The sequence below is a fragment of the Amycolatopsis sp. cmx-4-54 genome, from assembly GCF_046548895.1.
GTDB lineage: Bacteria > Actinomycetota > Actinomycetes > Mycobacteriales > Pseudonocardiaceae > Amycolatopsis.
On sequence record NZ_JAEBEJ010000010.1, the window covers coordinates 43,909 to 67,946 of the forward strand.

The following is a 24,038-nucleotide window of genomic DNA, read 5'->3' on the forward strand; positions in this document are numbered from 1 at the left end:
GGCGTCACCGCGATCAATCCATTGTGTGACCCCGTCGCACCGTCCACCGGAAATGGCCCACTCGAACAGGTTGAGCAGCCCCCAGGCTCACCCGGAATGAGGTTCTCTTGTTCAAGAAGTACTTCGCTCTCGCGGCGGTGGCGCTCGCGGCCGCGACGACCATGCCCGTCCCCCGCTCCGACGCGTCGACGAACCTCCTGTTGCCCGATCTGCGTCAAGCGCCGCCGGGATGTGCGGGCGGGTTCGCCGGCGCCTTTCACGACTGCAGAGCCTGGGACGTGTGCCCGGTGATCGATCCCGCGGCGCCGAACGGACGCTGTGTCGCTCCTGCCGCGGCGAAAGCCGTCAGGATCCGATTCACCAGCTCGGAGGAGAACATCGGCGACGGCCCGTTGCTGCTCTACGGGCGCCGGAACGATTCGAAGGAGCCTCGCATGTCCGTCCGGCAGGCCTTGCGCGATGCCCAGGACGGCTCCATCCCGGCCGACTACACCTCCGCGCAGCGACCGACCCGGACCTTCACCTACTACGAACCGGCGATGGCTCATCAGCATTGGCATCTGATGAACTTCGAACACTTCTCGCTGATCTCGAAACAAGGCGACGTCGTCGTCACCGACCGCAAGAACGGCTTCTGTCTCGGCGATCGGTTCCCCATCGCCGACACGGTCAAACCGGCGCGGGTCCCGGGGGCCACCGGCCCGGACGCGGATCTGGCCCGGCGGCTGCGCGCGAACAACTGCCGCCACCATGAACCGGACGCGCTCGACGTCGTCGAAGGGATCTCCGTCGGATACGGCGACGACTACAAATACGACGTCGATTTCCAGTGGCTGGACATCACCCAGGTGCCGTCCGGCCGCTACACCTTGGTGAACACGGTGAACGGGGATCGCACGCTGGCGGAGAAGAACTACGCCAACAATTCCTCGTCGGTGGCGTTGTCGATCGAATGGCCGGACGGCTCATTCGGCCTGACGGGAGTTCTCGCTCGCGTTCCCGTCGTCAAGTTCCTCCGGAGTTGCCCCGGACAGGCACACTGCGACTGACCGGGACGTCGCCGACTGGCGGCGATCGCGATCTCTGACAAGATCGATCCCAGTCGCCGATCGGGGCGGCGAGACGATGGGGCCGGGCTACCCGGACCGTGCCGGGCGCCCGGCCTCATCCCACGCCACAGCGAACCAAGGCACGACGAAAGCCGCCGCGCGGAGAGGTCTCCACGCGGCGGCCGTGACTACGGGGTCGGTCAGTTTCCTTGAACGGTCCCGCCGTCTTCGATGATGCCGCCGGCGCAGTTGTCGGGGGTGGCACCCTCGGCCTCGGTCTCGCCCGGCGAAAGCACGGGGATGGCGATGCCCTCGGCGACGTCACGGACGGGGACCTGGACGCCGAGCACGTTGACGTTGTTGTCGCAGACGCCGCCGACCAGGTTGAGGTTGTGGACCGCGTCCACGTTCTGGATGTTGCCGAGCCCGAGCTGGCCGTTGTGGTCGACCGGGTGGTCGACGACGGCGGCAGAGGCGGATCCGCCGGCGATCGCCATGCCGGCGGCGAGAGCGGTGGCGACGAATCCGAGTTGCTTGATCACTGAAAAGACTCCTAGGAATACCTCACCGGACGGGCCGGTGGGTGAAAGTTGCGTGGTGTCGGTCGTGCTGACGACGGGAAGTTCAGTTGCCCTGAACGGTGCCACCGTCGGTGATGGCACCCGAGGCACAGTTGTACGGCGACGAGCCTTCGGCTTCGTGCGCGCCCGGCGAAAGGATCGGCACGCCGATTCCGTTGAGCGAGTCGCGGATCGGCACCTGGACACCCAGCACGTTCACGTCGTTGCCGCACACGCCGAGCGTGCCGTTGACGTTGTGCAGCGCGTCGATGTTGTTCAGGTTGACCAAACCGACCTGTCCGCTGTGGTCGTAGCCGTAACCGTGGTCGTAGTCGTCCGGGGTGTCGGCGGAGGCGACACCGCCACCGATGAAGGCTCCCGCGGCGACCGTGGCCGCGACGAAGCCGAGCTTCTTCAACATTTGTGAACTCCTTGATTCGACGTTCTCGTCGGACAGCAGGGCGGTACCGGTGGGTTTACCCTGCGCCGAGGGAAAAGTACTGACAGCGAAGGTTCTTTTCCACCTCACACCACCATCGTGTAGGTACCTCGTCGCCCTGAGCACGCCGCGAGTGGCCCGATCGAGTTACGCGCTTTTCCCTGCACTCCAGGCAAGTCCTTCCTGGGGTGCCCCTCCTGGGCCAGCCGGACGATGGTGAACCGGGCGGCCTTCGAGAACACTCCCGCCCGGAGACCGTGGAATTACCCCGAACGAGTCCGTCCGCGACGCACGAACCTGCGGTTCCGTCACCCGGTCGGATCAATGACGTCTTCTTCTCACGACGGAACCCCGAACCACACCGATCGCGGCCCACCCCGTTGACCAGGCAGAACCGGTTCGTTGCCACCAGACCTTTCGTGCCGCCCGATTTCCGCGTGTGTACTCTGCGAACGAACGCCGCGCCTCCAACGGTCGAGGTTGCCGCGAACCCCTTGCGAATCGGCACTTCGACCCCATGGAGGGCATGGCGATGAATGCCCTTGTCTTGGACGGCAGACGCGAACCCCGGGAGCGCATGGTTCGGTTCCTGGCCAACGCACCGGGGATACGACGCGTGGATTCCGCCGCCACCAGCGCGGAATTGATCACCAAGTTCCGCATCATGCCGGCGGGCACGGTCTTCTTGAGCGCCCGCGTCCGGCCGGACGCGCTGGCGGAGACGATCGACACGCTGGTGACGCTTCAGGCGGGGACAGCGGTCGTGGTGTTCGGCGCGCCGGAGCTGGCCACCGTCGCGACCGAGGCGATCCGCATGGGAGCCGTCGCCTTCCTCGCCTGCGAAGCGAGCGGTACCGGCTCCTTCTCTTTGCCTCAGCCCCGCGAGACAACGGAGCAAGTACCGGCGTTGTCCAAAAGGGAGATCGAGGTCCTGCGCGGGATCAGCCTCGGAAAGACGAACAATGAGATCGGCAGTGACCTCCACCTCGCGGAGGACACCGTGAAAACCCACGCGCAGCGACTGTTCAGAAAACTCGCCGCCACCGATCGCGCGCATGCCGTCGGACAGGCGATGCGAAAGAATTTGATCTCCTAGTTTCAGTGTTTTCGACCACCGGTATAGTGGAATCTTCCGTTCTCTCACCGGTCCTTCTCACGCGCGTACGGTCTCATCTCAGCATCCTTGCCTCTTCGCGCTCGCACTCGATAGTGGTACGGCGGGGCCTCTGGTGACGGTGCGTGTCGCCACGGCCCTCGACATTCGGCCGCAATACACCCATAAGGCGGACGCTCGCAGAACCGCTCCCCTTTTCCCCAAAAGGGGTTCCGCGACCTCCCGAACCTGCCCTAGAATCCCAGCCGGTTCAAACAAGGAGCCAGGGAAGCGAGCGAGACACGTCCGCCCTTCCGCCTACGCACAGTTCTGTGCCCAGCACACGATGAAGAAGCTCGCTTTGCCGAGCCGGGGGAAAAGTGAACAACCAACTTGTGGCCGCACCCTTGGGTGCGGCGTACACGTCGCGACTGGTCTGCACGGCCGGTGACCGTCTCATCCATCCGGCGGACAGCCGTAACGACCTTGCCCGGATCGTCGTGCGCTGGGCTCGAAGATGGGTTCCCGAAACCTGGCCCGCACGTGAGTACTTCGACGCCTTGGGCATCGGTGACGCCGAATCCCCTTACTACGACGACGATGCCGTCACAGGCTGGCTACTCGTGGAGCCACGGCCCGATTCCTTGGCATGGCAGGTCCGCACCGGCCAAATCGACATCGCCACCGCACTCACGGCGGAAGCCGAAGCCTGGCCCGATCCGCAGAAGACACTCCGGGCCGCGCGGTCGAAGCCACCCACTGTTTCCTCTTCGCACGAACAACATGCGAACGGCGTATCACCGCGTCTTCCCTGGGAGAGCACACCCGGTTGAGTAGTTCTACTCGTGGCAGGTGCGCGGAATCCGGGGCAGTATCGGTACGGACCCGCTCCGCAGAGCGGCTGATCTTGGGGGTTTCGTGAAGATCCGTCGTCCTATCACCACGTTCACCGTCGCCGCCGGCCTGGCCATCGCCTTCGCGCCGGCCGCGGCCGCCGAGCCGATCGCGAGTCTCAACTTCACCGCCGAACAGGGCGCCCACCCGGTCAACGGCAGAAGCGGTCACTGGACCGCCTCGCCGGAGAACGAGGTGCGGTTCTGGGAAAACGGCGCTGCCCTGCGAGTAGACGCCGAGACCGACCACGGGTTCGACCACATCGCACTCGACTTCAGCGCGCCGTCCGGAGACCTGCAGGTCGGCACATACGGCCATGTCGAGGGAGCGCATATCCTGGCCACGTCCAACGGTTTGGCCTGTGTCGACGACTATTCGACGTTCACGATCGACTACATCCAACGCGGCACGGAGGGGCTCGTCGCCCTCGACGCGACGTTCGAGCAGCGCTGCGGTAGTCCCACGTCACCTGCTCTGCGTGGCGTACTCCACTACCGGCGCTGAGCCGGACGTGGCAACCACCCGACAGAGCTAGGCGGTGTCCGGTAAGTCTGTTCGATGGGCGTCGTGATCCAGGTGGTTCCTGGCGGTGTCGGGCCGTGTTCAGCCGCGTCCGCCCGTGCCGTCAGGGACCGCCTGGGGGCGAAGACCGCGAACAAGACTTGCCGGACAGCGCCTAACCACTGTTCGAGATCCGTGTCATTGCCTCGATCCGGCTCTGGCTCCTCCTGTGATTTCTCCCGGAGCTAGTTGCCGGTTGTGCCGTCGAGCATTTCGCGCAGGATGTCCAGATGGCCGTTGTGGCGGGCCGTCTCCTCGGTGAGGTGGAGGAGGATCCAGCGCAGGTCGACGTGGAGGCCGTTGCGGATGGCTCGCTCGGCCTTCTTGTCCAAGCTGTTCTCGGCGACCAGTGCGCGGTAGCGGGCGCTCTGTTCGGCGTATTCGTCGAGCAACTGCGTGAGCGGGAAATCGACGGCGATACGCATCTCGCGGTCGGGATCCTCTTCGGTCCAAGGGCCCAAGTCCTCCTCGCCGAGGAAGACCGCGTGGAACCAGTAGTACTCGACCCAGCGGAGATGATTGATCACTCCGCTCATGGTCATCAGCGGTGAGCCCGGCAGGAGCGCCTTGCGTGCGTTCTCCGCCGAGACGCCATCGCATTTGGCGCGGGCGGTGTCACGGGTGTAGTCGAGAAACGTGGTGAGCTGGGTGCGTTCGTCCCAGGCGGGCGGCGTGTCATCGATTCTGGTCATCGCGCGAGCGTGTCCCATCTCCGCACCCCTGTCGAGGTGTTTACCGATGGACCCGACCACGGGCCGCACTTCACGCGGGCGAGATCGACAGCACGTGGCAGGTCGCGGAGAACGTCGTGTGGAGCCCGTGACCGTTTGGTGGCCACGGGCTCCACAGGGTCGGTTCAGCTCATTGGACGGTGAGGCTGTATTCGGTGGTGCCGGTTTTGCCGGTGCTGTCGGTGGCGGTGATGGTGATCTTGTAGGTGCCGGGCTGGAACGGGGCGGCTATGGACATGCGTGACGTACCGCCCGGAGCGACAGTGGACGGCTGGAACATCGGGTTCAGCGTCAGGCCGGTCGCGGTGAGTGTGCTGTTTCCCGTTCCTCCGGCGACGGTGACCGTCGCGTTGACGAACGAGCCGGATTTCGCCGTTCCCGCACCGGGGGACACGGTCGGCTTGGGTCCTTCCGTGGTGCCACCGTCTCCGACGGTCAGGGTGTAGTCGGCGGACTTGGTTCCGGACGCGCCTTTCGCGGTGACGGTGATCCGGTGCGTGCCTCGCGGAGTGCCCGCCGCGGTCTCCACGGTGAGTTTGGCGACGTCGCCGGAGTTCAGGGACGAGCCGGGCTGGAACGTGGCCGTCGCGCCGGCGGGCAGGCCGGTGGCGGCCAGGTCGAGCTTTTCGGCTCCCGTGTCGCCGGCCTTGGTCACGACGGAGGTCGAGATGTACTTGCCGGGCTCGGTCTTGCCCGCGGCCGGACTGAGGGAGACGCCGAATTTCCCGTCACCGGGCTGAGTGCCGCCGATCTCGCCGCGGGCCCAGTCGCCCATCTCGTTGGTGAGCCGGGCCATGATGCTGTAGCGGTCGCATCCGCTCGAGCCCCACGAGACGACGCCGACGATCACGCCGTTCACGATGAAGGGCCCGCCGCTGTCTCCGGAGCACGTCGCGGTGCGTCCGTCGTCGTACCCGACGCACACCATGAGATCGGGGTTCACCCGCACGTTGAACACTTGGCAGTTGTTCGCGTCGTTGACCGGCATCGTGGTCTTGTACAGCGCGCCGGATCCACCATTGGCCGAGGTGCGTCCGTAACCGACGGCGGTGCCCGACTTCCCCGGTGTGGTCAGCTCGGCATCACCCGATCCGGCCACCTTGGCCCACTGGTTCTCCGGGACGGGCAGGTCGGTCTCGGTCGTGATCACCGCGACGTCGTAGCCGGTCTGCCAGGAGTTCGGACCGGTGTAGCGGGGGTGCACTTTGTAGGAGGCGACAGGTGTGCGGAAGGTTTCGTCGCCTGGGGTGTTCAGGTCGTCGTCGCCGTAGAGGTAGCTCTTCGCCCCGCCCACGTCGATCATGCAGTGCGCCGCGGTGATGATCTTGCGTTTGCCGACGACGGAAGCGGTGCAGGACTGACCCTGTGGACCGCCCCCACCCGCTCGCAGGCCTGCGATGAGGTAAGGGTTTTCCCGCACGGTCGTGCGTTGTCCGTTGACCACCCGGGTTCCCATGTCCGGTGGCCGCAGTTGGTCGGTGGGTGTCGCGGCGGTGGCGGGGGGTTCGGCGTTCGCCGTCCCGATCGTGGGCGAAGTGATCACGGCCAGTGCCATGGCGACGGCTGTGACCAGACGTGCTGTTCTCATCGTGCTCCTCGGTTCGCAGGGTTGTCCGATGGGACGTTCCGGATCAGAACGTGATCGACCAGCCGGTCAAGGTCCCGGTGTCGAAGCGGTGGATGTCGCGCACCTGCAGCTGCCAAGTGCCGTTGGCGTTCTCGCCGGAGGCGTCCACGGTGAAGGTCTGGTGCACACCACCGGCGTCACCGATTCCACCCGCTCGTTCGAGGGGCCACGTGGCCCCGCTCGGTCCGACCAGGTCGATCGCCAGGTCCGCGGAGTAGGTGTGGTCGATATCCACCCGTACGGCCAATTCCGCGGAAGCGTTGCCGTCGCAGCCGCTCTGGGTCACGGCGCTGCCCACGGTGGTCCCGGCGTCGGGGATGGACACATCCTCGTCATTGGACTTGACACCGCACTTGGGCGGCGTGCCACCGCCGATGAACCCGGTGTAGAGCAACGCGTCCGGCGAGCCCGCTCCGGGATCGGTCACCAGCCCCGGTGAGGCGTTGCGGACGAGCGCGTCGCGTACTTGCTGCGGTGTCGCGCCGGGATTCGCGGCGAGGTACAGCGCCGCCGCACCCGCGCCGTGTGGCGACGCCATCGAGGTACCGCTGCCGGTACGGTAGCCGCCGGTGTGGTCAGTGGAATAGATGTTGCCGCCCGGGGCGAACAGGTCGACACATTTCCCGTAGTTCCCGCTACGGGAACCGCCCTGGTTGATCCAACCGACGGTCAACGCTTCGGGGGTACGGCCGGGGCTGGCCGTGCAGGCGTCCTGTCCGTTGTTGCCCGCGGCTACCGCGACCACAAAACCCTTGTCCACCAACGCTTTTACTTGAGCGTCACCGACGCCGACGGTGTCCATGACCAGGCTCAGGTTGACCACGGCCGGTTTGCTGCCGTTGGCGGCCACCCATTCCAGTCCGCTGACGGTCGCCGAGTCCGGTCCGGAACCACCGCAGCCCAGCGAGCGAACCGCGACCACCTTGGCCTTCTTGGCGACGCCGACGGTTTTGCCCGCGATGGTGCCCGCCACGTGGGAGCCGTGCCAGAAGCAGTCGCTCGCGTCGTTGTCGTTGTCGATGAAATCGCGGCCGTGCGCGGCCCTGCCCTCGAATTCGGTGTGCCGGATGCCCACGCCGGAGTCGACGACATAGGCGGTGACACCCTCACCGGCGTTGGGATAGACGTACTTCTTGTCCAAGGTCTTCGTGCGCTGGTCGATCTGGTCCAGCCCCCACGAGGGTGGGTTCGGTTGCTCTCCGGCGGCACGTGCGACGCCGTCCTGGTGCACCGTCCGCACCGCCGGGTCGGCGGCCAGGCGCCGGGCCTGCCGCTCGCTCAGGTCTCGGACCGAGAAGCCGTTCAGAGTCAGCGCGTAGGTGTCGACCACCGCACCGCCGTAACGCTGGGTCAACGAGGCGGCCCCACCCTGCGCGGCTGCCTGCGCCCCGTCCCGGAGGACCACTATGTAGCGACCGGCGATGGGCTGCCGGGCTTCCACGATGTCGCTTTCGGGCGTCGCCGCCGACGCGGCGGGGCTCACCGCCACCAGCGCGGCCGCGATGCCGAACAGACCTAACGTCATTCGGGTCTTGTGCATCTCTCCTCCATCTCCCGTGTGCGCCTGGCGCACCGCTTCACCATTCGGCGCGGGCGGAGCGGAAACAATCGTGGTGAGACCCCGGAGGGGTACGGCATTACCGTGATCAGGGTTACGCGGTGGCGACGGTCAGACGTATCGTTGCGGCCTCCCGGCACCGGTGTGACCAGCGCGGAGGTGGCAGTGGATGGCGAGATGGCACGGCCGCGGAAGTTCGGCACGGGTCCCCTGCCGTCGCCCGGACGATCCACCCCATTTGTCGGCCGGACCGCGGAATCGGCCACCCTGTTCGACGTCGTCATCCGCCCGCCCGCGGTGGCGTTCGTCGAAGGTGAGGCGGGGGCCGGTAAGACCACCTTGATCGGCGCCCTCGCGACGGCGGTGCGCGGCCGGAACCTGTGGATGGCCGTCGGTACCTGCCAGCCACTGGACGAACCCTTCCCCTATGGCCCGTTGTTCGACTGTCTCGGGCGAGCCGGGGACAGGGTGGGCGTTCCCGATCCGGTTACCGGCGCGCTTCGTGGACATCTGCCGGAACTCGCCGATCTCCTGCCACCGGCACCGCCGCCACTGGACCGTCCGGAGGCCGAGCGTCATCGGATGTTCCGTGCGGTCTGCGCGCTGGTACGCGCGCTCGGCCAGGCCGTGCTCGTGATCGAAGACGTGCACTGGGCGGACGAAGACACCCGTCAGGTGCTGAGATTTCTGCTCGCGGATCCGCCCCCAGGACTGTCGCTGGTCATCACCTATCGGCGTGAGGAACTCTCCGGTGACACCCCGCTGGGGCCGGTCGTGCACCCGCCGTCGGAGGTCGCCACCGCGCGTGTGGGACTACGACCATTCGAGGAGCCGGAGGTACGGGCGCTGATCGAAGCCCTCACAGGCGGCGTCGTTTCGGAGTCGTTCGCGAGCGCGGTTCTGCAGGAGACCGGCGGAATTCCTTTCGTGGTCGCGGAAGCGGCCCGTGCGCTGCGTGACCGGCTCGTGGACACACGGGTCGAGGGGGTGGTGGCCAGCCGGGTCCTGGCCAGCGTCGATGTGCCTGTCCTGGTGAAGGAGTCGGTGCTCGAACGACTGCACCGGCTGAGCGAACCGGAGCGCGCGGTCGCCGAGGCGGCGGCCGTGCTGGGCGACGCGGTGCCGGCGGAGATCCTCACCGCGGTCGCGGGGACTCCCGACGTGCACCCGGTGGTGGACTTGGTGCGCTCCGGTGTGCTGACGGAAGGCCCGCTGAACCGGTACGGCCTCCGGCACGACATGGCGCGGCGAGCGGTGTACGCGGCCATGCCGGGACCGCGTCGGCAGGAGCTGCACGGCGCCGCGGTACGCGTGCTGGCCGAGGTGGCCGGGTGGCCGGTCGCACGGCTCGCCAGGCACTGCGCCGGGGCCGACCTGCCGGACGAGTGGTTGCGATACAGCGAAAGCGCCGCGGACGCCGCGGCCGAGGCGAACGACATGTCCGGTGCGGTGGACGTGCTCTCCCCCGTCGTCTCCGACCGCGACGTGCCCGCCGAGGACTTGAACCGGCTGGCCCCGAAACTCTGTGGATACGCGCTGGCCGGGCTCCCTGACGCCGACGTGATCATGCGTATCGAGGCGCTGCGGTCAGACCCCAGATTGGTCGCCGACGTGCGGGGCGAGGTGCGGCTGTGCCTCGGCATCCTGCTGGTGCGCGAGTCGCGGTTGGACCGCGGATGCGCCGAAATCGCCCACGCGATAGAACTGCTCGGCGACCAGCCCGAGCGCATCGCGTCCGGGATGGCGCTGCTTTCCGTGCCCTACCTCGACATCGCCACCATAGCCGACCATCGGGCCTGGCTTCCACGAGTGGAGGACCTGCTCGCCCGGCTCCCGCGGCGCCCGGTGCGCACCGCGGTGCTGGCCACTGTGCTCGGTGGGCAGCTCATCGTCGGTGACCCGGCAGGCTGGGACCGGATCACCCTGCTGCCCGCGCCCGATGACATCGAAGACCCCGCCGAGATCAGGCATCTCGCCCGTGCCCACACCAACCTGGCCGACGCGTGCTCGTGGACCGGCCGGGACCGGCAGGGACGGACGTTCCTGCACACCGGCCTGACACTGGCCTCGCGTGCGGGCGCCCCCTATGTGGTGGCGACAGCCGAAGCCACCGCGGCCCGGCTGGATTGGCTGGCGGGCGAGTGGTCCGGTCTGGCCGAGCGGGTGCAGACGCTGATCCATGCCTATTCCCATCTGCCCCATATCGCGAACGAACTGAACCTGGTCGTCGGCTGGCTGGCCGCCGCACGCGGCGACTGGCTGACCGCCGAACGCGGATTCCACGCCGCCCTGGACACGCACCCGACGGCGGTGATTCCGGTGGCGGTGGCCGCGGCGGGCGGGATGGCCGCCATGCTGCTCAGCCGGGACGATGCCACGGCTCGCGGTCACGCGGAGCGCGGACTTGCCCTGCTCCGCGCGAAGGGCTCCTGGGCATGGACCGCCGAGATAGTCCCCCAGGCTGTCGCGTGCTACCTCGCCGACGACGAGACCGTTGCCGCCCGGCAGCTCGTCGCGGAGGCCGAGGAGAAGCTCAACGGCATCGACGCGCCCTCGGCACGGACGGCGCTCACGGTGTGCAGAGCACAGATCGCCGCCGCGGGGGGAGAGCACGACAACGCGGAGAACCACTACCGCGACGCACAGCTGCGATACCACGAACTCGGGCAGCGATACCGCGCCGCGCAGTGCGCCGACAACGCCGCCCGCATCACGGGCGCCGATCCCGCGGTGTTCCGTGAGCTGGCCATCGTCTTCGACGCCCTGGGCGCCACCGTCGACGCCGCCCGCTGCCGTCACCACATCCGCAGCACCGGCACCGTCATACCTTCCGTCCGTGGCCGCCGCAGCTACGGCACCCAGCTGTCGCCGCGCGAACACGATGTCGCACGCCTGCTGGCAAACGGCCACACCAACCGGGAGATCGCCCAGGCCCTGTTCATCTCACGGCGCACCGTCGAGGACCACGTCGCCAACGTACTCCGCAAACTCGACGCGCCCTCGCGGCACGACGTCCGACTCTGACAGGATTGGCACTATTCGCTCAGGGCGAATACCCGCATCCATCACGCTGAGTAGCCAGAGGAAGCGGGCTGGTCTGTCGGAACACCCGTGCCGCACCTGGAAACGTGATGCTCTCGGCGGGCGCGACGGGGCCAGATGAGCAGCCTCTGCCGCCGCAAAGCATGGGGCACACCTCGACGGTTACTCCACCAGAACGGCGGTTATGCCCCTTAAGAACCCGACGACCACCACATCATGAACACGCCGGTTCCCACCGGCGTGCGCATGGGCCAAGCTCGGTCCATGCCGAAGCTGCCCCTGAGCAGATCGCCCGTTACGCCCACGACGCAGGCCTTCGCGGTGACGGGCTGACCACGGCGGTGGCGGTCGCGCTCGCCGAATTCGGCGGGAATACTTGCGCCCACAACGCCACTCCGCCCGACAACTCCTACGGGCTTGGCAGATCAACATGCTGGGCGGCATCGGGCCGGAGCGGCGGCAGACGGTTCGGCCTGGATGTGAATACACATGCGCGAACGGCTACCCCAGAGTCAGTACACGTCCGGCACCGCTGCGGTTCCAGCCCACCGCCAGGAATCCCCACCGGCCCGCTGCTGTCTACCGCCTGCGTGATTGGACCAACCCGACGGCGAGGTAGCTGAGCGAAACGACGAACGCGACGACACAGACAAGCCCTCCTATCGCCAGAAGAGCGATCGTGCTGTCGTCATATTTCGGAACGACCCGATACGACCCTGGGCCGTCCGGAACGGTGGTTCGGTCGTCGTTGAGCATCCTGAACACGATCACGATGCACCACGCGCACCCGGCCGCGACGAACGGCGCTACCCAGCGCAACAGTCTCCAGCCACGAAGCGTGTCCGGTGCCACCACGGCATCCGGACGCTGGGCGTACAGCACGTCCACGATCGCGGGGGCATCCGCGGTAAGGCCGTTGAACCCGATCGTCGCACCGTCGGTGAACCTGACCGCGCAGCTGAAGTCCCAACCATAGCGAGGAAGCCGTCCCGGCGTTCTCGTACACTGAAGCTGGGTGATCTGCTGCCAAGTCCAGGCCCGCTGCCCGTCCTTTGTGGTGTGCGCGATGCCGAGATCGTAGACCTCGAACCGCTCTAGGGGCCCACCCCGCCACGCCTTACAGGCATTGACCACCGCGGCGGCGAACCCGGGCACGATCCCGATCAGGAGCAGGCCTACCAACTTGCCCGCACTCCAGACCGGAGCCGCCACCAAGAGCGCCAGAAGCACGAGAGCGGCGACCGCCACCGCCGCTGCCTGTGCGGCGATGACCCACCGGCGCCGGTTGTCCACCGGATGCGTGCCTACGAGAGCGCCGAGCTCATTCATAAGCCCCTAAGAGTAATGCGCATCGTTCATTCTCTAGCTAACACTCAGGTGACACGGGGAGCCTCCCGCCGTTCGCGTCGTCTTCTCCCAGTTCAACGTCGGCGAGTCTCGAGCCGGAATGAGAGATGAGGCCTGATAGCTGGGTGGTGGCACGGCGCCGCCACGACGGAAGCGCTCGCCGACCACGCCAGCCGCAATCCCGATCGTCACCGCTTTCGCGCAAGGTGCAGTCCTATACTGCCACCGCAGCCGCCCGCAGGGTGCAAGCATGCGCACAGATGGCGTACGCCGGCACGGTTCAAGACTGGGTGACCGCGTCGCACTCCACTGGGCGAGGAACTCCGCCAGCACTGCGGGATTTCCTGGGCGATTTCCCGAAAGGTCCGCCAGGAACCGACCCACGATGCCTCGTCGTCGGAGCGAGGGTGAACAGCGAGCCGCCCGGAGCCCTGATCGCACGGCAGCCGCCGAACAGAAGCAAGGCTGGGATCGCCGCGACGTACGCGGGCTACTTGACCTGCCTTGCGGCCGAAGTTTCCGCCAACGTCATCATGGCAAAGACCGGCCACAAATCCCTGCGCAGCGTCGCCCCCTACGTCAACCCGGCCTCGCCGCCATCCACCAGGCTACCGAACACTCTCTCCAGCCCACGACGCTGCGGGCTCTGACCAGCCGCTCAGGACGGAATCGTAATCTCCGGTGCTCTGGCATGCCCATCAGCGGAGTGCGCTGAGACAAGGTTAGGTCGAGGTGTTCCCAGGTGGCCTCCAGCCGGCCCATTGGGTCGCGTCGACAGCTTGGATGAACAACTCCGTGCATTCTGGCAAGGCAAGCGGAGCGCCGGGTTTCATATCGCCGAGGAAATGCACGATTCCGACATCGTCGAGGGCTCGCTCCGCGTAGTGGTTCCAGCCTGAGGGCAATACCGTCCAGCGATGCTGGAGTACGACATTGAAACCGTACTGATCGTGCTGATTCCACCGGTTCTGGATGAGCAGCCGGTGCCGGTTCTCCTGACATTGCCGGAGAACCCGCTCACCGATGTTCTCTGTCCGCCAGCGCGCCAGGTCGATCACCATCACACCGGCATTGAAATATGGGGCGTCGGGATCGAGTCCGATCTCCTGCCAGTGACTGATGGCATCGCTTATCACCGACACCAGATCACCCACGGCAGCGATCGGGTTCCCGTTGAGTGGCCAGCTCCACAGCGATCTGAGGTCCTTCAGGATCACGGTATCGGAGTCGATGTAGACGGCTCGCTCAACCGTTTCAGGATAGATCCTCGCGAGCAGACAGCGAAAATAGTGCGGGTCAAGAATCAGCGGTTCCGGCTCGACTCCCCAACGCCGGTAATTATCCGAATGCATCGAGACCCACCGTACGGTGATTCCGTCGGTGACGGCTTCGACGCGGGCCCGGTCTGCGGCTGATACCCCCACATGCATGATGGTGAGCTCGAGTTTGGTTCCCGGGTCCCGTCGCGCGGCAAGCGACCAAGCCATGGCCGCCACATATGGCAGGTACGCCTCATCCGTCGCGGTCGCGATGTGGACGACGGAATCTGCGAGGTGATCGCCGCCGTCTCGGCGAGCTTCCTGTCGAGCTTGCGCCACTATCGGCCTTTCTGAACTGCCGAGGTCGGACCAGGACGATCTTCCACACTTCTCGGCAATGGCGCAACAGTCGATCTCCAAGGGGCCTTCGCAACGGACATGGTCGATTCCCTCCAGAACACTGTGACGTGAGGCCGGCAGGTCCCGCTTGAGGTTCCGGGATCCGCGCGCTGCCGCGAGGCGGCAGCAAGGTGCCGTCTTCCGCCCAGGCTCGACTGACGCGGCCGACCGGCTCCGGCTGACTGTGTCCCCGCCATCGCGCCGCCGTCACCGAGCACCTTGTACTCCCTGTCGGCCGGCTCGCTTCGCCGGATTCAAAGCCAGCCCGGATGAGTGCAGGGTCGAGCTGCGCCGCACCCGGCCGGCTTGGCATCGCAAGCAGGCAGGTCGCAGAGCCCTCCGGCGAGCGGGCCTTGCCCCGCCGTCACCGTGCTCGGCCACCAACTCGCGGCCATACCCGATCCTGCGCCTTCAGCCCGAAAACCGTCAGCACCGGACCCGGTGAGCCTGGCAAAACACTCGCCACGACCAGGACCCCCTCCCATCAAGCCGACAAGGCCCGATCGCTGATGGTCAGGCCCTACTCGAGCATCTCGGCCGGCTCATCTCAACGATCTACGCATCCGCCGTTATCACGCTGGAAAACTGGCGACACTCGAATACCCGACTCAACAGTCGGCAACCCTGATTCAGGTGTGCGTGAACCTCACGACGGCCTTCGATCCCTCGAGCGCGACCACCTCGAACGATAGTTTGTTGAAGGTGGACGCCCCACCCTGGTTCGGGGTCTGCCCCGTGGCTGACATGACCATCCCGGATGGCGAACTGGACTGAAAATCGACGCCGGCGGGCGAGACTGCGGTGATGTCCAGCGAACTCATCCCGAGGCCCTTGGTGAGGCGGATCGTCACCGGCCCGGTCACCAGGATTTCGCAGTCGCCGTCGGCGCAGGCGCGCAGGTTGGTCCCGTCCGCCGCCGCTGGGAAAGGCTTGAGCGCCGTACTGGTTTTGGGGACGGCGCTACTCGATGCCGCGCTCGCGCTGGTGCTTGCCGGGACCGAAGACGACGGCGGCGTAGCCGACGGTGCGGTCGTCGAGCCACCACACGCGGCCGTGGCCCCGGCCACGGCCAGTACCGTGAGGGCCGTCCTGCCCATCATGTGCCGCATACGGGGATGCTAACCCGATCGGCAAGGGACCGGTCCCGGAAAGACCGTGAACCCATCACCGAAGCATTGACTTCGTTCCTGTGCTACGCCGCCAAGCCGGGCAACGACACCACACCCGCACACCAGGAAAAACCTTGGACGGCAACGGCTACAGCTCCCTGCACAACGCCCCCGACGACCATTCCCGCCTGGCCTACAGCGAAATCCTGTCCGACGAGAAAGAGACCGCCGTCGAGTTCTGGCAACGAGCGCAGACCTTCTTCGCCAGCAACGGAATCACCGTCCAGCGAGTGCTCACCGCACCCTGCTCGACGAATGGGCCTACGCCCAGCCCTACACCAGCGAGACAGAACGCCGCAACGCCTACCCACGATGGCTAGCCAACTACAACCACCACCGCGGCCACACCGCACGCAACGGCCAACCACCCGCCAGCCGCGTTTATAGCACCGCACAGCTTCCCCGGGTGGCCGGCCGCCACCTTGGGTCTCCAACATCCGGCGAGCGGCGCGGGCCTTCAGGTCAGCGTGTGAGTGGGACAGCGATCCGGCCGGGGAACCGCGGGTTCTCCGCTTCGTCAAGCATCGCGGCGGCAACGGTGTCCCGGCTCACCATGATGCGGAAGATGCTCTTGGGAGAGGTATCGAGCCCCACGGTGCGCCGGTCCGGGCTGATCGGTTTGTTCGTCAAGGGTCCGGCGTGGAAAACCGTTCCGCCGGCTTCGGTGACCACGGCGTCCGACTCGACCTTGTCGGCGACCTCCGCTCCGAGTCCTTTGAGGACCAGCCGGTTGAGCGCGCTTGCCACCGCGGCCGAGGGACCTGTGCCGTAAGCGCCCAGCCAAATGACGCGGGCGCCCGACGCCACCGCCGACCGAGCGCCCGCGGTCAGCACGCCCGGCTTCGTCCCCTTGGGCACACCCAGTCCGGACAGCACCAGTTCACTGCCTTCGAGCGCCGAGTCGATTTCGTCAGTGTGGAACACGTCCGCGACGATCTTGGTCAGCCCCGGGGTGTTCGGAACGGTGATCCGGTCGGGATTGCGGGCGATGGCCCTGACGATGTGGCCCCGTTCGAGTGCCTGCCGGGTGAGGGAGAGTCCGGTCGGGCCGGACGCGGCGAGAACAGTGAGGTGCATGACAATCTACTCCTGAGGTCGAGGGGTGAGTCCTTGCACGTGCGGAGTCCCACCGCGGCAACTCCCAGTCGTCCAGCGGAGCATCGGGCGTAATCTGCCGAGCCGGATTTCAGTCGAGGATGTTCAGCTGTGCCGATGTATCCGGGGCATCGACCGGATCGAGGTAGAAGCGGACCGCTCCGGCTCGGCCGTCCTCGACCCGGATGATGACTGTGCCGCGGATGGTCTCGACGACCCCGTCGGCCCGCGTGCCGATCATCTCCCACTCCGTCCACACCCGGTCACCGTCCACCACGGAGTCGATGACCCTGGCGTCCAGGCCGTTGGAATACCGGGCGAAGATCGTCGTGTAGTTCGCGCGAACCTGGTCGGCACCGCGGAAGGAACGATCGGGGTGCAGCGGCATCACGCAGTCGAAGTCGTCGGTGTAATTGGCCACCAGCTTTTCGACGTCACGATCGGACATCGCCGCGGCCATTCGAAACGGAACGGCGCGCACGTCGTCAGTCGATGCACTCACTTCTCGCCCGCCTTTGCCTGCGGACCCCGCAGCGATCGCGTAAAGCTCGGGGTTGCCCGCGAAAGGGGCCTTCCGTACCACCCGGATGCGCCTCAGCCGCCATTCATCATCGACCCGATGCAGGTCGACGTGCCAGAAAGCGCGCACGACGAGCCAGTCGAGCTCGTCGGTGGGAACGTGGTGGTAGGCCAACACGAAACTACGGTAGGTAGCGCGGTCGCCCTCAAGCTCGACGATGACGTTGGAGGTCGAATGGTGAGTACTCTGAAACCCTCCCAGTACCGCCCGGACGGCGGCCACGAAATCATCGGCACTCATTTCTTGCGGCGGCGCGCCCAAGTGTTCGGAAACGTCCATTGTGACGGTGTCGGCGAGGATCGCACGCAGTCCGTCCCAGTCCTTGAGATCCTGCGACCAAGCGAAACGGGCCACGGTCTCGGCGACCGCGACCCGGTCGGCGAGGTGATTCATATCAGTCATGAAAATTCCTTCATCGAGAACACGATCGGTAAGAAATCGAAAGAGGAGCGCGTGTCAACACAGCTTCGCGCGCGCTGTCTCCGCCTTCCTGGTACTCATTCTTCCGGTTCTCGGCCGCCGTAGCAGGGGCCAGGATGTCCCCTCCTGGCGGATGCCGCTGATATTCTTCGGTCATGCCGGACGCGAGCACTTTGGGAACCGTGTTGCGGGAGCGACGTGAACGCACCCGACCCGAACAAGTGGGTGTCGTCGGTCACGGCCGCAGGCGCACGGGCGGCCTGCGACGGGAAGAGCTCGCCGAATTGGCCGGCGTGTCGACGGATCACCTGAAACGCATGGAGCAGGGTCGTCGGCACCCCTCGCCCAGCGTGTTGAACGCCTTGGCCCGAGCACTCCGGGTGAGCAGGGCGGAGTACGAGCACTTGTGCACGCTGGCCGGTTACGCGCCAGTAGAAGGACAGGTGCCACGGCGGCTCAGTGATGGCGCGCGCCGGCTCGTGGACCGGGTAGAGAGCACGCCGGTGTGCGTGCTCGACGCCACGTGGACGGTCGTCGGCTGGAACCGGGCTTGGGAAGCGCTGGCCTGCGGGGTGCCCTCGCTCCACCCGCGCGAGGGCAACATCCCCTGGCGGGTGTTCGTTGGCCAGGGCGGCCGGGTGAGGCGGTCGCCGGGTGACCACGCGCGCTTCCAGCGCCTGCTGGTGGCCGAGCTGCATGCGGCCTCGACCCGCTACCCCGCGGACGAAGACCTGGCGTCGTTGACCGCCGACCTCCAGCGCGCCAGCGCCGCCTTCGCCGAGCTCTGGGCGAGCACGCCCACCGCCGGGCAGCACGACAGCCAGATGCTGCTGCAGCACGAGGACCTGGGACAGATCGCACTGGACTGCGACACCGTCCACATTCCCGACGGCGATCTGAGGGCGGTGGTGTTCACGGCAGACCCTGGCTCGGCCGGCGCGGACGCCGTTGCCGATCACGAACACTTCGGCCGGTGATCACTTCCCAGCGCTGCTTCGCCCCCGTGGCGGGTCTATCCCGTGATCGGTGTTTCCGGCGTTGTTGATCAGTAGGTTTCGGCTCCCGGCCAGCGATCACCGAATGTGATGGCGAAGGCGTTCAGTACGGGCTTCCAGCGCATCGTCCATCGGGCGCGGCCTGCCCCGGTCGGGTCCAGGCTGCGGGTCACAAGGTACAGACACTTCATTGCGGCCTGCTCAGTCGGGAAGTGCCCTCGTGCGCGGATCGCCCGCCGGTAGCGAGCATTCAATGATTCGATCGCGTTGGTGGAGCAGATCATGCGCCTGATCTCGATGTCGCAGTCGAGGAATGGCACGAACTCGTCCCAGGCGTTACGCCACAGTCGAATTATCCCTCGATATTTCGCACCCCATTTCCCTTCGAGTTCATCCAGCGCGGCCATCGCGACGTCAGGATTGGGGGCTGTGTAGATGGATTTGATGTCTCGTTTCACCGCGTCCCAATCCCGACGAGAAGCGAGCCGGAAGGTATTGCGGATCAAATGCACGATGCACGTTTGGACGATGGTTTGCGGCCACACGTTTGTCACGACTTCCGGCAGCCCCTTGAGGCCGTCGCAGACGAGGAAAACACATCCCGGACGCCGCGGTTCTTCAGATCGATCAGCACGCTCATCCAGAACTTCGCGCCTTCACCGCCGACGCCCATCCACAGTCCGAGCACGTCCTTCCGCCCGTCCACGGTGACACCGATAGCGGCGTAGACAGGCCTGTTGGCGACCTGCCCGTCGCGGACCTTGACGTGGATCGCGTCGATGAACACGGCCACGTATACCGCGTCGAGCGGCCGTCCGGCCCAGTCCTGCATCTCGGCGACGACCTTATCGGTGATTCGCGAGATCGTTGTCCCCGGCCGTCATTCCCTTCGCATATAACGACAACACGATCTCATCCACCTCGGTAAGCCGTCGTTGCCGTTTCTTCACGATCTGCGGCTCGAACGTGCTTTCTCGATCCCGAGGCACGTTAATGCCAACCTCGCCCGCGGCATCCGAAACCACCGTTTTAGGCCGAGTTCCGTTCCCGATATTCGTCGAACGCGGTCCGGCTCGACCTGGTTCTTCTCGTGCCCGAGGTGCTCGGTCATCTCCTCGTTCAGTGCGCTTTCCAGCACATTTTTGGTGAACAGCTTCAGCAGACCGTCCGGGCCGGTCAATGCCAACCCTCGTGCCTTCGCCTCGGCCACCGTCGCCGCCGCGGCGGCCTGCTCCGGCGACAGCTCCCGCGCCGGCTTGGACTCACGCTTGCGTGGACTCACAAGGTCCGATGTCATCACTCACAGTGCCCATCTCGCCGGACCTCAGCCCGGCGTGTCGGGCCGGGAAACACCGATCTTGGAACAGTCCCGTGCGTTTGGCGCGTCCGTCTATCGGTGTTCGTATCGACGTGACCGGCGTTCGCTCGTATGCATGAGTCATGCATGATTTGCGGACTGGGAATCTGTTGGGGTGCCGCGACACTGGCGGTCGCTGACTGTCGATGTTCGAAGTCGACTGCACGAATGTCCGAAGTCCTGTGCACTGTCTGCCGAGTACGCCTGGTCTTAAAACTGCTGGTCAGTGGACTCTGTCCGACCTATGCGGCATGAGCGTGGTAACGCCTGAGCACCGTGTTCGAGGCACGGGCGGGAGTCAGCGCCCTCGACGTCGCCGTTCCGGCTTCGATCCAGCTCCATCCCGGCCCGTTGCGCCGGACCTGGTTGGTGGTTTGAGGTCGTCTAGGCCGACCGCGATCGCTGTGGGAAGCGCATTTGTATCGGTGCCGGCTTCGAAGGCCCGCAGGAGGTAGGCGGTAAGCCGCTCGCAGGCCGCACGGGGATCCGGGACTGCCGCAGCCACACCGTCGTTGGCGAGAATGGTGAGAATGATGTCACCGGGCTCGAAATCCGCGCGCAGTCGTCCGGCCACCTGGGTTCGCCGGACGAGTTCCTCTAGAAGCGTCTCGACCGCCCTCCGCCCGGAGCGGACCGACGACTCGTCGGTGACCCGGGTAGTCAGGACCACGGCGAACGAGCGGTCCGAGGAAAGGGCCATCGCCATCTTCCGTACGACCGTGCAGAACCCACGCCATGGATCGGGATCCCTGAGACCGGCGGAGACCATGTTCACGCAGTGCTCCACGTGATCGGCGAAGACCTCGTCGATCAGCGCCTCCTTGGTCGGAAACCGCCGGTACAGGGTTCCCTGGCCGACCCCGGCCCGCCTGGCGATCTCGTTCATCGGTACGTCCAGCCCGTCGGAGGCAAAGGCCGCCCGTGCCGCGGCGACGATGCGCACGCGGTTCTGGATCGCGTCCGCTCGCAGGTGTGGCCCCCCGTCCGTGTTCATGTGGAGGAGTGTAGCGGAAGTGGACAGCCATGTCCGGTTCGAGTAGCCTTCGTAAGTGGACAGCGAAGTCCGCTTACGAAAGGGGACCGCAATGACGCACGCACACGACACCGTCGACCACCCACTGCCAGAGCGCGCCGAGGGCCAGATCCTCGCGAATGAACACTTCGTCGACCGGCTCAGCGAGGGCAGTTACCAGGCCGTCCCGGGTTTCGACGGCCTGGAACAGCGCACGTTCGGCATCTGGAAGGGCACCGAGGGCCGGTACGGGATGTACAGCATGCGTGTGGTCGAGGGATTCACCGGCACTGGTGAAGTGCCCTGGCATACGCACTCGTCGGACCAGATGGAGTACATCGTCGAGGGGTGGATCGTGGCCGAGTACGAGGGCATCGGCACGGTCCGCCTGGAGAAGGGCGACGCGATCTTCGAGCACTCCGGCAACCGCCATCGCCAGCTCGAGGTGTCGCAGGACTTCGTCAGCCTTCAGGTGCTCATCCCGGCCGAGATGTCGACCACGTTCTACCGGTGGGATCAGGCCGGGGGATGCTTCCAGCACGCGACTGTGCCGCACCCTGAGCTCACACCGGGTAAGGACACTGCGGAATGAGCTCAGCCAGTCCGCAGCTCGGCTGCGTGCGCTACCGGGTCGCCGGGCCCGACGGGAACATCCCCACCGGACCCGGCTCCGGTGTCACAGTCGATGAGCCACCGGCCCGCGAGCCCCCGACGGCCAGCCCGACCAGCAGCAGAGCCACGTTCAGAAGCAGCGCACCGGTGTAACTGCCGGCCGCCGCACGGATGGCGCCGGTCAAATAGGACCCGACGAACCCGCTCACGTTCCCGACGGAGATCACCAGCGCCAGACCCGATGCGGTCGCCGCACCGCTCAACCCGACGGTGACGATCTGCCAAAACTGAGGCATCGCCGTGTAGACGCCGGCGACGCTGATGCAGACGGCCGCGCCGACCAGCGGTCCGCTGGCCGTGAAGGTGGCGGCCAGCAGAGCCAGCGCGCCGACCGTCATCGGTACGGCGGTCGCGAATACGGGGCTGCGCCTACGGATGCAGCGTGGCCCACGCGATCATCGCCACGACGGCGGGGATCGCGGAGAGCAGCGCCTGCTCTACGACAACCTGTTCACCCTCGACCCGAACGAGACGGTCGCGGACGAACCGACCGGCGGTGAGCTGCTCGTCAAATTGATGCACGTTGCGCATGCCGGCGGCTGGCCGAACTTGCCCGCGCAGATCGACGCGACCGACTCCCGCCTGACGACGACGATGGGCTGGCTCGACGCGCTGAGCTGCGATGAAGAGCTCACTCCGCAGGCGGCGGCCCTGCTCAGCATGTCCAGCCAGGGATGAAATCGGCCGGGATGCCGAGACTGACCATGTAGGCGCGTTCCTCTTCGAACCGGGTGAGGCTGCGATGGCTGAAGGTCAGCAAAGTCAGAAGCTGCCGGGCGGTGGCGCGGTCGCGCCGCGCCTCGGCAAGGACCTCGTCCATGCCGCACCGCACCGTCGGTCGAGCAGACTTCGAGCATGCCCCTCCCTGGAGCCTCAACTTCCGCCTGATCCCGTTACTGCACCTTCGGCCGCGCGCTCCCCCGGTGAAGTCTTCACATCCCGGCGCGGTCGAAGATGGCCACCCGGACCTGTGGGGCGCGTGGAGACCCGCTGCGGCCTGTCAGCCCCACAAGTTCCCCGATGTTGAGCTGGCTCGATCCGGAATCGGCACGCCGGTGAAAACGGAGACGAAACGGAGCCCAATGACGCCGCAGAAAATATGAATCCGACTCGGATAATGCGAAATATCACCAGGTCAGCGCTTGTGTTGATCTTGAGCCGCCAAGGGGGCTCGAACCCCTGACCTTCTGTTTACAAGTCGCCTCCTCCGCCATGTCAGCGAGTGTCGCGCGATGCCGGATTCTGACTATTCGTGCAGGTCAACGCGCACCTCCTGGCCTGTCCGAGTGTCAGGCTGTGCCGGGCCGTATCAGGCTCTACTTCGGCAACGGAGCCCAATCGGAGACGGCACTGGCCATATTCAAGCGCCGGGCCAGGCGGTAATCACGGCGGAGCGCTTCGCGATGCATCGGCCGCTCGGCGTCGAAGCGCCAGGTGTGGGTCTTCGGCTTCCGGGTCTGCTGCGCGATGAGCCACCGCAGCACGAGCAGGCCCAGCAGGACTCGTGTTCTACTCGCTGTCACCCGGCGAACGGGTGCCGTTTGACTCAGGGGCCGCGGGCCCGGTGAGGAGCGCGGCGAGAGCCGTGGTGAACCGGTCGGGGTCGACGTCCGCCGGGGGGCCGCCGAAGTACTCGGCGGTGAGGAAGTAGCCGATCATCGCCGACTGCATGACGGTGGCGGTGGCGGCCGGATCGGCGTTGAGGTGTGGTGGTGCGGTCCGCGCAAGGTCTGCGATGCCAAGGGTGATACCTGCCTCGGCCATGGTCTCGCGTACGCGGTGGGCGACGTCGGGGGCGCGGTCACGTTCCCAGATCAAGAGCGCGATCAGTGGTTGAAGGAGGCGAAGAAAGTCCAGATCGCCGCGCAGTTGCGCGGCAAGCGCCGTGCTGGGGGGCGTGCCGTGCGGGGCTGCCGCGAGCTGCGCGGACGGGTCTTTCCGTGCGCGCTCCAGCTCCCGGTCGACCACTGCCTCGAGCAGCTGATCTTTCCCCGCGAAGTGGCGATAGAAGCTGCCGCTGCCAGGGGACAGTCCGGCCTCGGCCTCGATCGCCGTGACCGTCGTCGCGGCCACACCTTGCCGCGTGAACAGCCGCAACGCCACGTCCATGATCCGTTCCCGCGTCGCGCCGTGCCCCATGGCACAAGCCTACCGTTGCAAGAGCAGGAGTCCATCGAGC

At 66.3% G+C, this 24,038-nt stretch carries 24 protein-coding genes and 2 pseudogenes; 10 read left to right on the forward strand and 16 right to left on the reverse strand.

What is annotated here, in order from left to right; genetic code table 11:
- Positions 1–107: 107 nt before the first annotated feature.
- Positions 108–1,049: a lysyl oxidase family protein gene (locus tag ACLJQ7_RS29295; protein WP_410651396.1), complete on the forward strand. Its 942-nt coding sequence runs from the start codon at positions 108–110 to the stop codon at positions 1,047–1,049.
- 200 nt (positions 1,050–1,249) lie between these two features.
- On the opposite strand, the gene ACLJQ7_RS29300 is transcribed toward ACLJQ7_RS29295, so the two are convergent.
- Both ACLJQ7_RS29300 and ACLJQ7_RS29305 read right to left on the reverse strand, forming a co-directional pair.
- Entirely contained in the window at positions 1,250–1,591 is a 342-nt protein-coding gene (locus ACLJQ7_RS29300) for a hypothetical protein (RefSeq protein ID WP_410651397.1), read from the reverse strand.
- Positions 1,592–1,673: 82 nt separating this feature from the next.
- Positions 1,674–2,030, reverse strand: coding sequence for a hypothetical protein (locus ACLJQ7_RS29305; protein WP_410651398.1), 357 nt, complete (start codon positions 2,028–2,030; stop codon positions 1,674–1,676).
- Positions 2,031–2,565: 535 nt separating this feature from the next.
- Here ACLJQ7_RS29305 and ACLJQ7_RS29310 point away from each other — a divergent pair.
- The 3 genes from ACLJQ7_RS29310 (at position 2,566) to ACLJQ7_RS29320 (ending at position 4,539) form a co-directional block, all read left to right on the forward strand.
- A complete protein-coding gene (locus tag ACLJQ7_RS29310; protein ID WP_410651399.1) occupies positions 2,566–3,144 on the forward strand; it encodes a LuxR C-terminal-related transcriptional regulator in 579 nt (192 codons plus the stop codon).
- A gap of 377 nt (positions 3,145–3,521) precedes the next feature.
- Positions 3,522–3,974 carry a hypothetical protein gene (locus ACLJQ7_RS29315; RefSeq protein ID WP_410651400.1) on the forward strand — a complete coding sequence of 151 codons (453 nt, stop codon included), beginning with the start codon at positions 3,522–3,524 and terminating at the stop codon, positions 3,972–3,974.
- 85 nt (positions 3,975–4,059) lie between these two features.
- Positions 4,060–4,539, forward strand: a complete 480-nt coding sequence (locus ACLJQ7_RS29320; protein WP_410651401.1) for a hypothetical protein — start codon at positions 4,060–4,062, stop codon at positions 4,537–4,539.
- A 242-nt stretch (positions 4,540–4,781) separates the two neighbouring features.
- On the opposite strand, the gene ACLJQ7_RS29325 is transcribed toward ACLJQ7_RS29320, so the two are convergent.
- The 3 genes from ACLJQ7_RS29325 to ACLJQ7_RS29335 all read right to left on the reverse strand — a co-directional run bounded on the left by ACLJQ7_RS29325 (position 4,782) and on the right by ACLJQ7_RS29335 (position 8,494).
- A complete protein-coding gene (locus ACLJQ7_RS29325; protein WP_410651402.1) occupies positions 4,782–5,288 on the reverse strand; it encodes a DinB family protein in 507 nt (168 codons plus the stop codon).
- 169 nt (positions 5,289–5,457) lie between these two features.
- Positions 5,458–6,915, reverse strand: a complete 1,458-nt coding sequence (locus ACLJQ7_RS29330) for a trypsin-like serine protease (protein ID WP_410651403.1) — start codon at positions 6,913–6,915, stop codon at positions 5,458–5,460.
- Positions 6,916–6,958: 43 nt separating this feature from the next.
- Positions 6,959–8,494, reverse strand: coding sequence for a S8 family serine peptidase (locus tag ACLJQ7_RS29335; protein ID WP_410651404.1), 1,536 nt, complete (start codon positions 8,492–8,494; stop codon positions 6,959–6,961).
- A gap of 195 nt (positions 8,495–8,689) precedes the next feature.
- Here ACLJQ7_RS29335 and ACLJQ7_RS29340 point away from each other — a divergent pair, with 195 nt between their 5' ends.
- Both ACLJQ7_RS29340 and ACLJQ7_RS29345 read left to right on the forward strand, forming a co-directional pair.
- On the forward strand, positions 8,690–11,536 hold the full coding sequence (locus ACLJQ7_RS29340; RefSeq protein WP_410651405.1) for an ATP-binding protein: 2,847 nt from the start codon (positions 8,690–8,692) through the stop codon (positions 11,534–11,536).
- 161 nt (positions 11,537–11,697) lie between these two features.
- Entirely contained in the window at positions 11,698–12,177 is a 480-nt protein-coding gene (locus tag ACLJQ7_RS29345; RefSeq protein ID WP_410651685.1) for a hypothetical protein, read from the forward strand.
- Here ACLJQ7_RS29345 and ACLJQ7_RS29350 read toward each other — a convergent pair.
- From ACLJQ7_RS29350 to ACLJQ7_RS29360, 3 genes are all read right to left on the reverse strand, one after another.
- The gene (locus ACLJQ7_RS29350) at positions 12,134–12,847 is read right to left on the reverse strand and encodes a hypothetical protein (protein ID WP_410651406.1); all 714 of its coding nucleotides are present in this window, start codon (positions 12,845–12,847) and stop codon (positions 12,134–12,136) included. The genes ACLJQ7_RS29345 and ACLJQ7_RS29350 overlap by 44 nt on opposite strands.
- 776 nt (positions 12,848–13,623) lie before the next feature.
- Positions 13,624–14,499, reverse strand: coding sequence for a glycosyltransferase family 8 protein (locus ACLJQ7_RS29355; RefSeq protein ID WP_410651407.1), 876 nt, complete (start codon positions 14,497–14,499; stop codon positions 13,624–13,626).
- A gap of 689 nt (positions 14,500–15,188) precedes the next feature.
- Positions 15,189–15,668 (reverse strand): hypothetical protein, encoded by a 480-nt coding sequence (locus tag ACLJQ7_RS29360; protein ID WP_410651408.1) that lies wholly within the window; start codon positions 15,666–15,668, stop codon positions 15,189–15,191.
- Positions 15,669–15,814: 146 nt separating this feature from the next.
- Here ACLJQ7_RS29360 and ACLJQ7_RS29365 point away from each other — a divergent pair.
- A pseudogene (locus tag ACLJQ7_RS29365) lies at positions 15,815–16,110 on the forward strand (integrase core domain-containing protein); the annotation flags it as partial.
- Positions 16,111–16,190: 80 nt separating this feature from the next.
- Here ACLJQ7_RS29365 and ACLJQ7_RS29370 read toward each other — a convergent pair.
- On the reverse strand, positions 16,191–16,805 hold the full coding sequence (locus tag ACLJQ7_RS29370; RefSeq protein ID WP_410651409.1) for an NAD(P)-dependent oxidoreductase: 615 nt from the start codon (positions 16,803–16,805) through the stop codon (positions 16,191–16,193).
- A 109-nt stretch (positions 16,806–16,914) separates the two neighbouring features.
- A complete protein-coding gene (locus ACLJQ7_RS29375) occupies positions 16,915–17,796 on the reverse strand; it encodes a nuclear transport factor 2 family protein (RefSeq protein WP_410651410.1) in 882 nt (293 codons plus the stop codon).
- 182 nt (positions 17,797–17,978) lie between these two features.
- Here ACLJQ7_RS29375 and ACLJQ7_RS29380 point away from each other — a divergent pair, with 182 nt between their 5' ends.
- Positions 17,979–18,800, forward strand: a complete 822-nt coding sequence (locus tag ACLJQ7_RS29380) for a helix-turn-helix domain-containing protein (protein WP_410651411.1) — start codon at positions 17,979–17,981, stop codon at positions 18,798–18,800.
- A gap of 68 nt (positions 18,801–18,868) precedes the next feature.
- Here ACLJQ7_RS29380 and ACLJQ7_RS29385 read toward each other — a convergent pair.
- Together ACLJQ7_RS29385 and ACLJQ7_RS29390 are read right to left on the reverse strand one after the other, a co-directional pair.
- Positions 18,869–20,115: pseudogene (locus tag ACLJQ7_RS29385) on the reverse strand (IS256 family transposase).
- Positions 20,116–20,473: 358 nt separating this feature from the next.
- The gene (locus ACLJQ7_RS29390; RefSeq protein WP_410651412.1) at positions 20,474–21,169 is read right to left on the reverse strand and encodes a TetR/AcrR family transcriptional regulator; all 696 of its coding nucleotides are present in this window, start codon (positions 21,167–21,169) and stop codon (positions 20,474–20,476) included.
- Positions 21,170–21,224: 55 nt separating this feature from the next.
- Here ACLJQ7_RS29390 and ACLJQ7_RS29395 point away from each other — a divergent pair, with 55 nt between their 5' ends.
- Positions 21,225–21,779, forward strand: a complete 555-nt coding sequence (locus ACLJQ7_RS29395; RefSeq protein WP_410651413.1) for a hypothetical protein — start codon at positions 21,225–21,227, stop codon at positions 21,777–21,779.
- A 31-nt stretch (positions 21,780–21,810) separates the two neighbouring features.
- Here the strand turns inward: ACLJQ7_RS29395 and ACLJQ7_RS29400 are convergent, their stop codons facing one another.
- Positions 21,811–22,197: a hypothetical protein gene (locus ACLJQ7_RS29400; protein WP_410651414.1), complete on the reverse strand. Its 387-nt coding sequence runs from the start codon at positions 22,195–22,197 to the stop codon at positions 21,811–21,813.
- 37 nt (positions 22,198–22,234) lie between these two features.
- Between ACLJQ7_RS29400 and ACLJQ7_RS29405 the strand changes: the two genes are divergently transcribed.
- Complete coding sequence (locus ACLJQ7_RS29405) at positions 22,235–22,537, forward strand: hypothetical protein (RefSeq protein ID WP_410651415.1); 303 nt, start codon at positions 22,235–22,237, stop codon at positions 22,535–22,537.
- Here the strand turns inward: ACLJQ7_RS29405 and ACLJQ7_RS29410 are convergent.
- The 3 genes from ACLJQ7_RS29410 to ACLJQ7_RS29420 form a co-directional block, all read right to left on the reverse strand.
- Entirely contained in the window at positions 22,515–22,679 is a 165-nt protein-coding gene (locus ACLJQ7_RS29410; protein ID WP_410651416.1) for a hypothetical protein, read from the reverse strand. The two genes, ACLJQ7_RS29405 and ACLJQ7_RS29410, sit on opposite strands and share 23 nt — an antisense overlap.
- A gap of 496 nt (positions 22,680–23,175) precedes the next feature.
- The gene (locus tag ACLJQ7_RS29415; RefSeq protein ID WP_410651417.1) at positions 23,176–23,382 is read right to left on the reverse strand and encodes a hypothetical protein; all 207 of its coding nucleotides are present in this window, start codon (positions 23,380–23,382) and stop codon (positions 23,176–23,178) included.
- Entirely contained in the window at positions 23,369–23,998 is a 630-nt protein-coding gene (locus ACLJQ7_RS29420) for a TetR/AcrR family transcriptional regulator (RefSeq protein WP_410651418.1), read from the reverse strand. Before ACLJQ7_RS29420 ends, ACLJQ7_RS29415 begins: the two co-directional genes overlap by 14 nt.
- Between the last annotated feature and the right edge of the window lie 40 nt (positions 23,999–24,038).

Coding starts and splice junctions, on each gene's coding strand:
- ACLJQ7_RS29340 (WP_410651405.1), top strand. CDS start 8,690: ATGGCACGGCCGCGGAAGTTCGGCACGGGTCCCCTGCCGTCGCCCGGA.
- ACLJQ7_RS29305 (WP_410651398.1), bottom strand. CDS start 2,030: ATGTTGAAGAAGCTCGGCTTCGTCGCGGCCACGGTCGCCGCGGGAGCC.
- ACLJQ7_RS29330 (WP_410651403.1), bottom strand. CDS start 6,915: ATGAGAACAGCACGTCTGGTCACAGCCGTCGCCATGGCACTGGCCGTG.
- ACLJQ7_RS29325 (WP_410651402.1), bottom strand. CDS start 5,288: ATGACCAGAATCGATGACACGCCGCCCGCCTGGGACGAACGCACCCAG.
- ACLJQ7_RS29405 (WP_410651415.1), top strand. CDS start 22,235: ATGCAGCGTGGCCCACGCGATCATCGCCACGACGGCGGGGATCGCGGA.
- ACLJQ7_RS29310 (WP_410651399.1), top strand. CDS start 2,566: ATGGAGGGCATGGCGATGAATGCCCTTGTCTTGGACGGCAGACGCGAA.
- ACLJQ7_RS29410 (WP_410651416.1), bottom strand. CDS start 22,679: ATGGACGAGGTCCTTGCCGAGGCGCGGCGCGACCGCGCCACCGCCCGG.
- ACLJQ7_RS29400 (WP_410651414.1), bottom strand. CDS start 22,197: ATGACGGTCGGCGCGCTGGCTCTGCTGGCCGCCACCTTCACGGCCAGC.
- ACLJQ7_RS29380 (WP_410651411.1), top strand. CDS start 17,979: ATGCCGGACGCGAGCACTTTGGGAACCGTGTTGCGGGAGCGACGTGAA.
- ACLJQ7_RS29360 (WP_410651408.1), bottom strand. CDS start 15,668: ATGCGGCACATGATGGGCAGGACGGCCCTCACGGTACTGGCCGTGGCC.
- ACLJQ7_RS29390 (WP_410651412.1), bottom strand. CDS start 21,169: ATGAACACGGACGGGGGGCCACACCTGCGAGCGGACGCGATCCAGAAC.
- ACLJQ7_RS29370 (WP_410651409.1), bottom strand. CDS start 16,805: ATGCACCTCACTGTTCTCGCCGCGTCCGGCCCGACCGGACTCTCCCTC.
- ACLJQ7_RS29375 (WP_410651410.1), bottom strand. CDS start 17,796: ATGAATCACCTCGCCGACCGGGTCGCGGTCGCCGAGACCGTGGCCCGT.
- ACLJQ7_RS29420 (WP_410651418.1), bottom strand. CDS start 23,998: ATGGGGCACGGCGCGACGCGGGAACGGATCATGGACGTGGCGTTGCGG.
- ACLJQ7_RS29335 (WP_410651404.1), bottom strand. CDS start 8,494: ATGCACAAGACCCGAATGACGTTAGGTCTGTTCGGCATCGCGGCCGCG.
- ACLJQ7_RS29345 (WP_410651685.1), top strand. CDS start 11,698: ATGGGGCACACCTCGACGGTTACTCCACCAGAACGGCGGTTATGCCCC.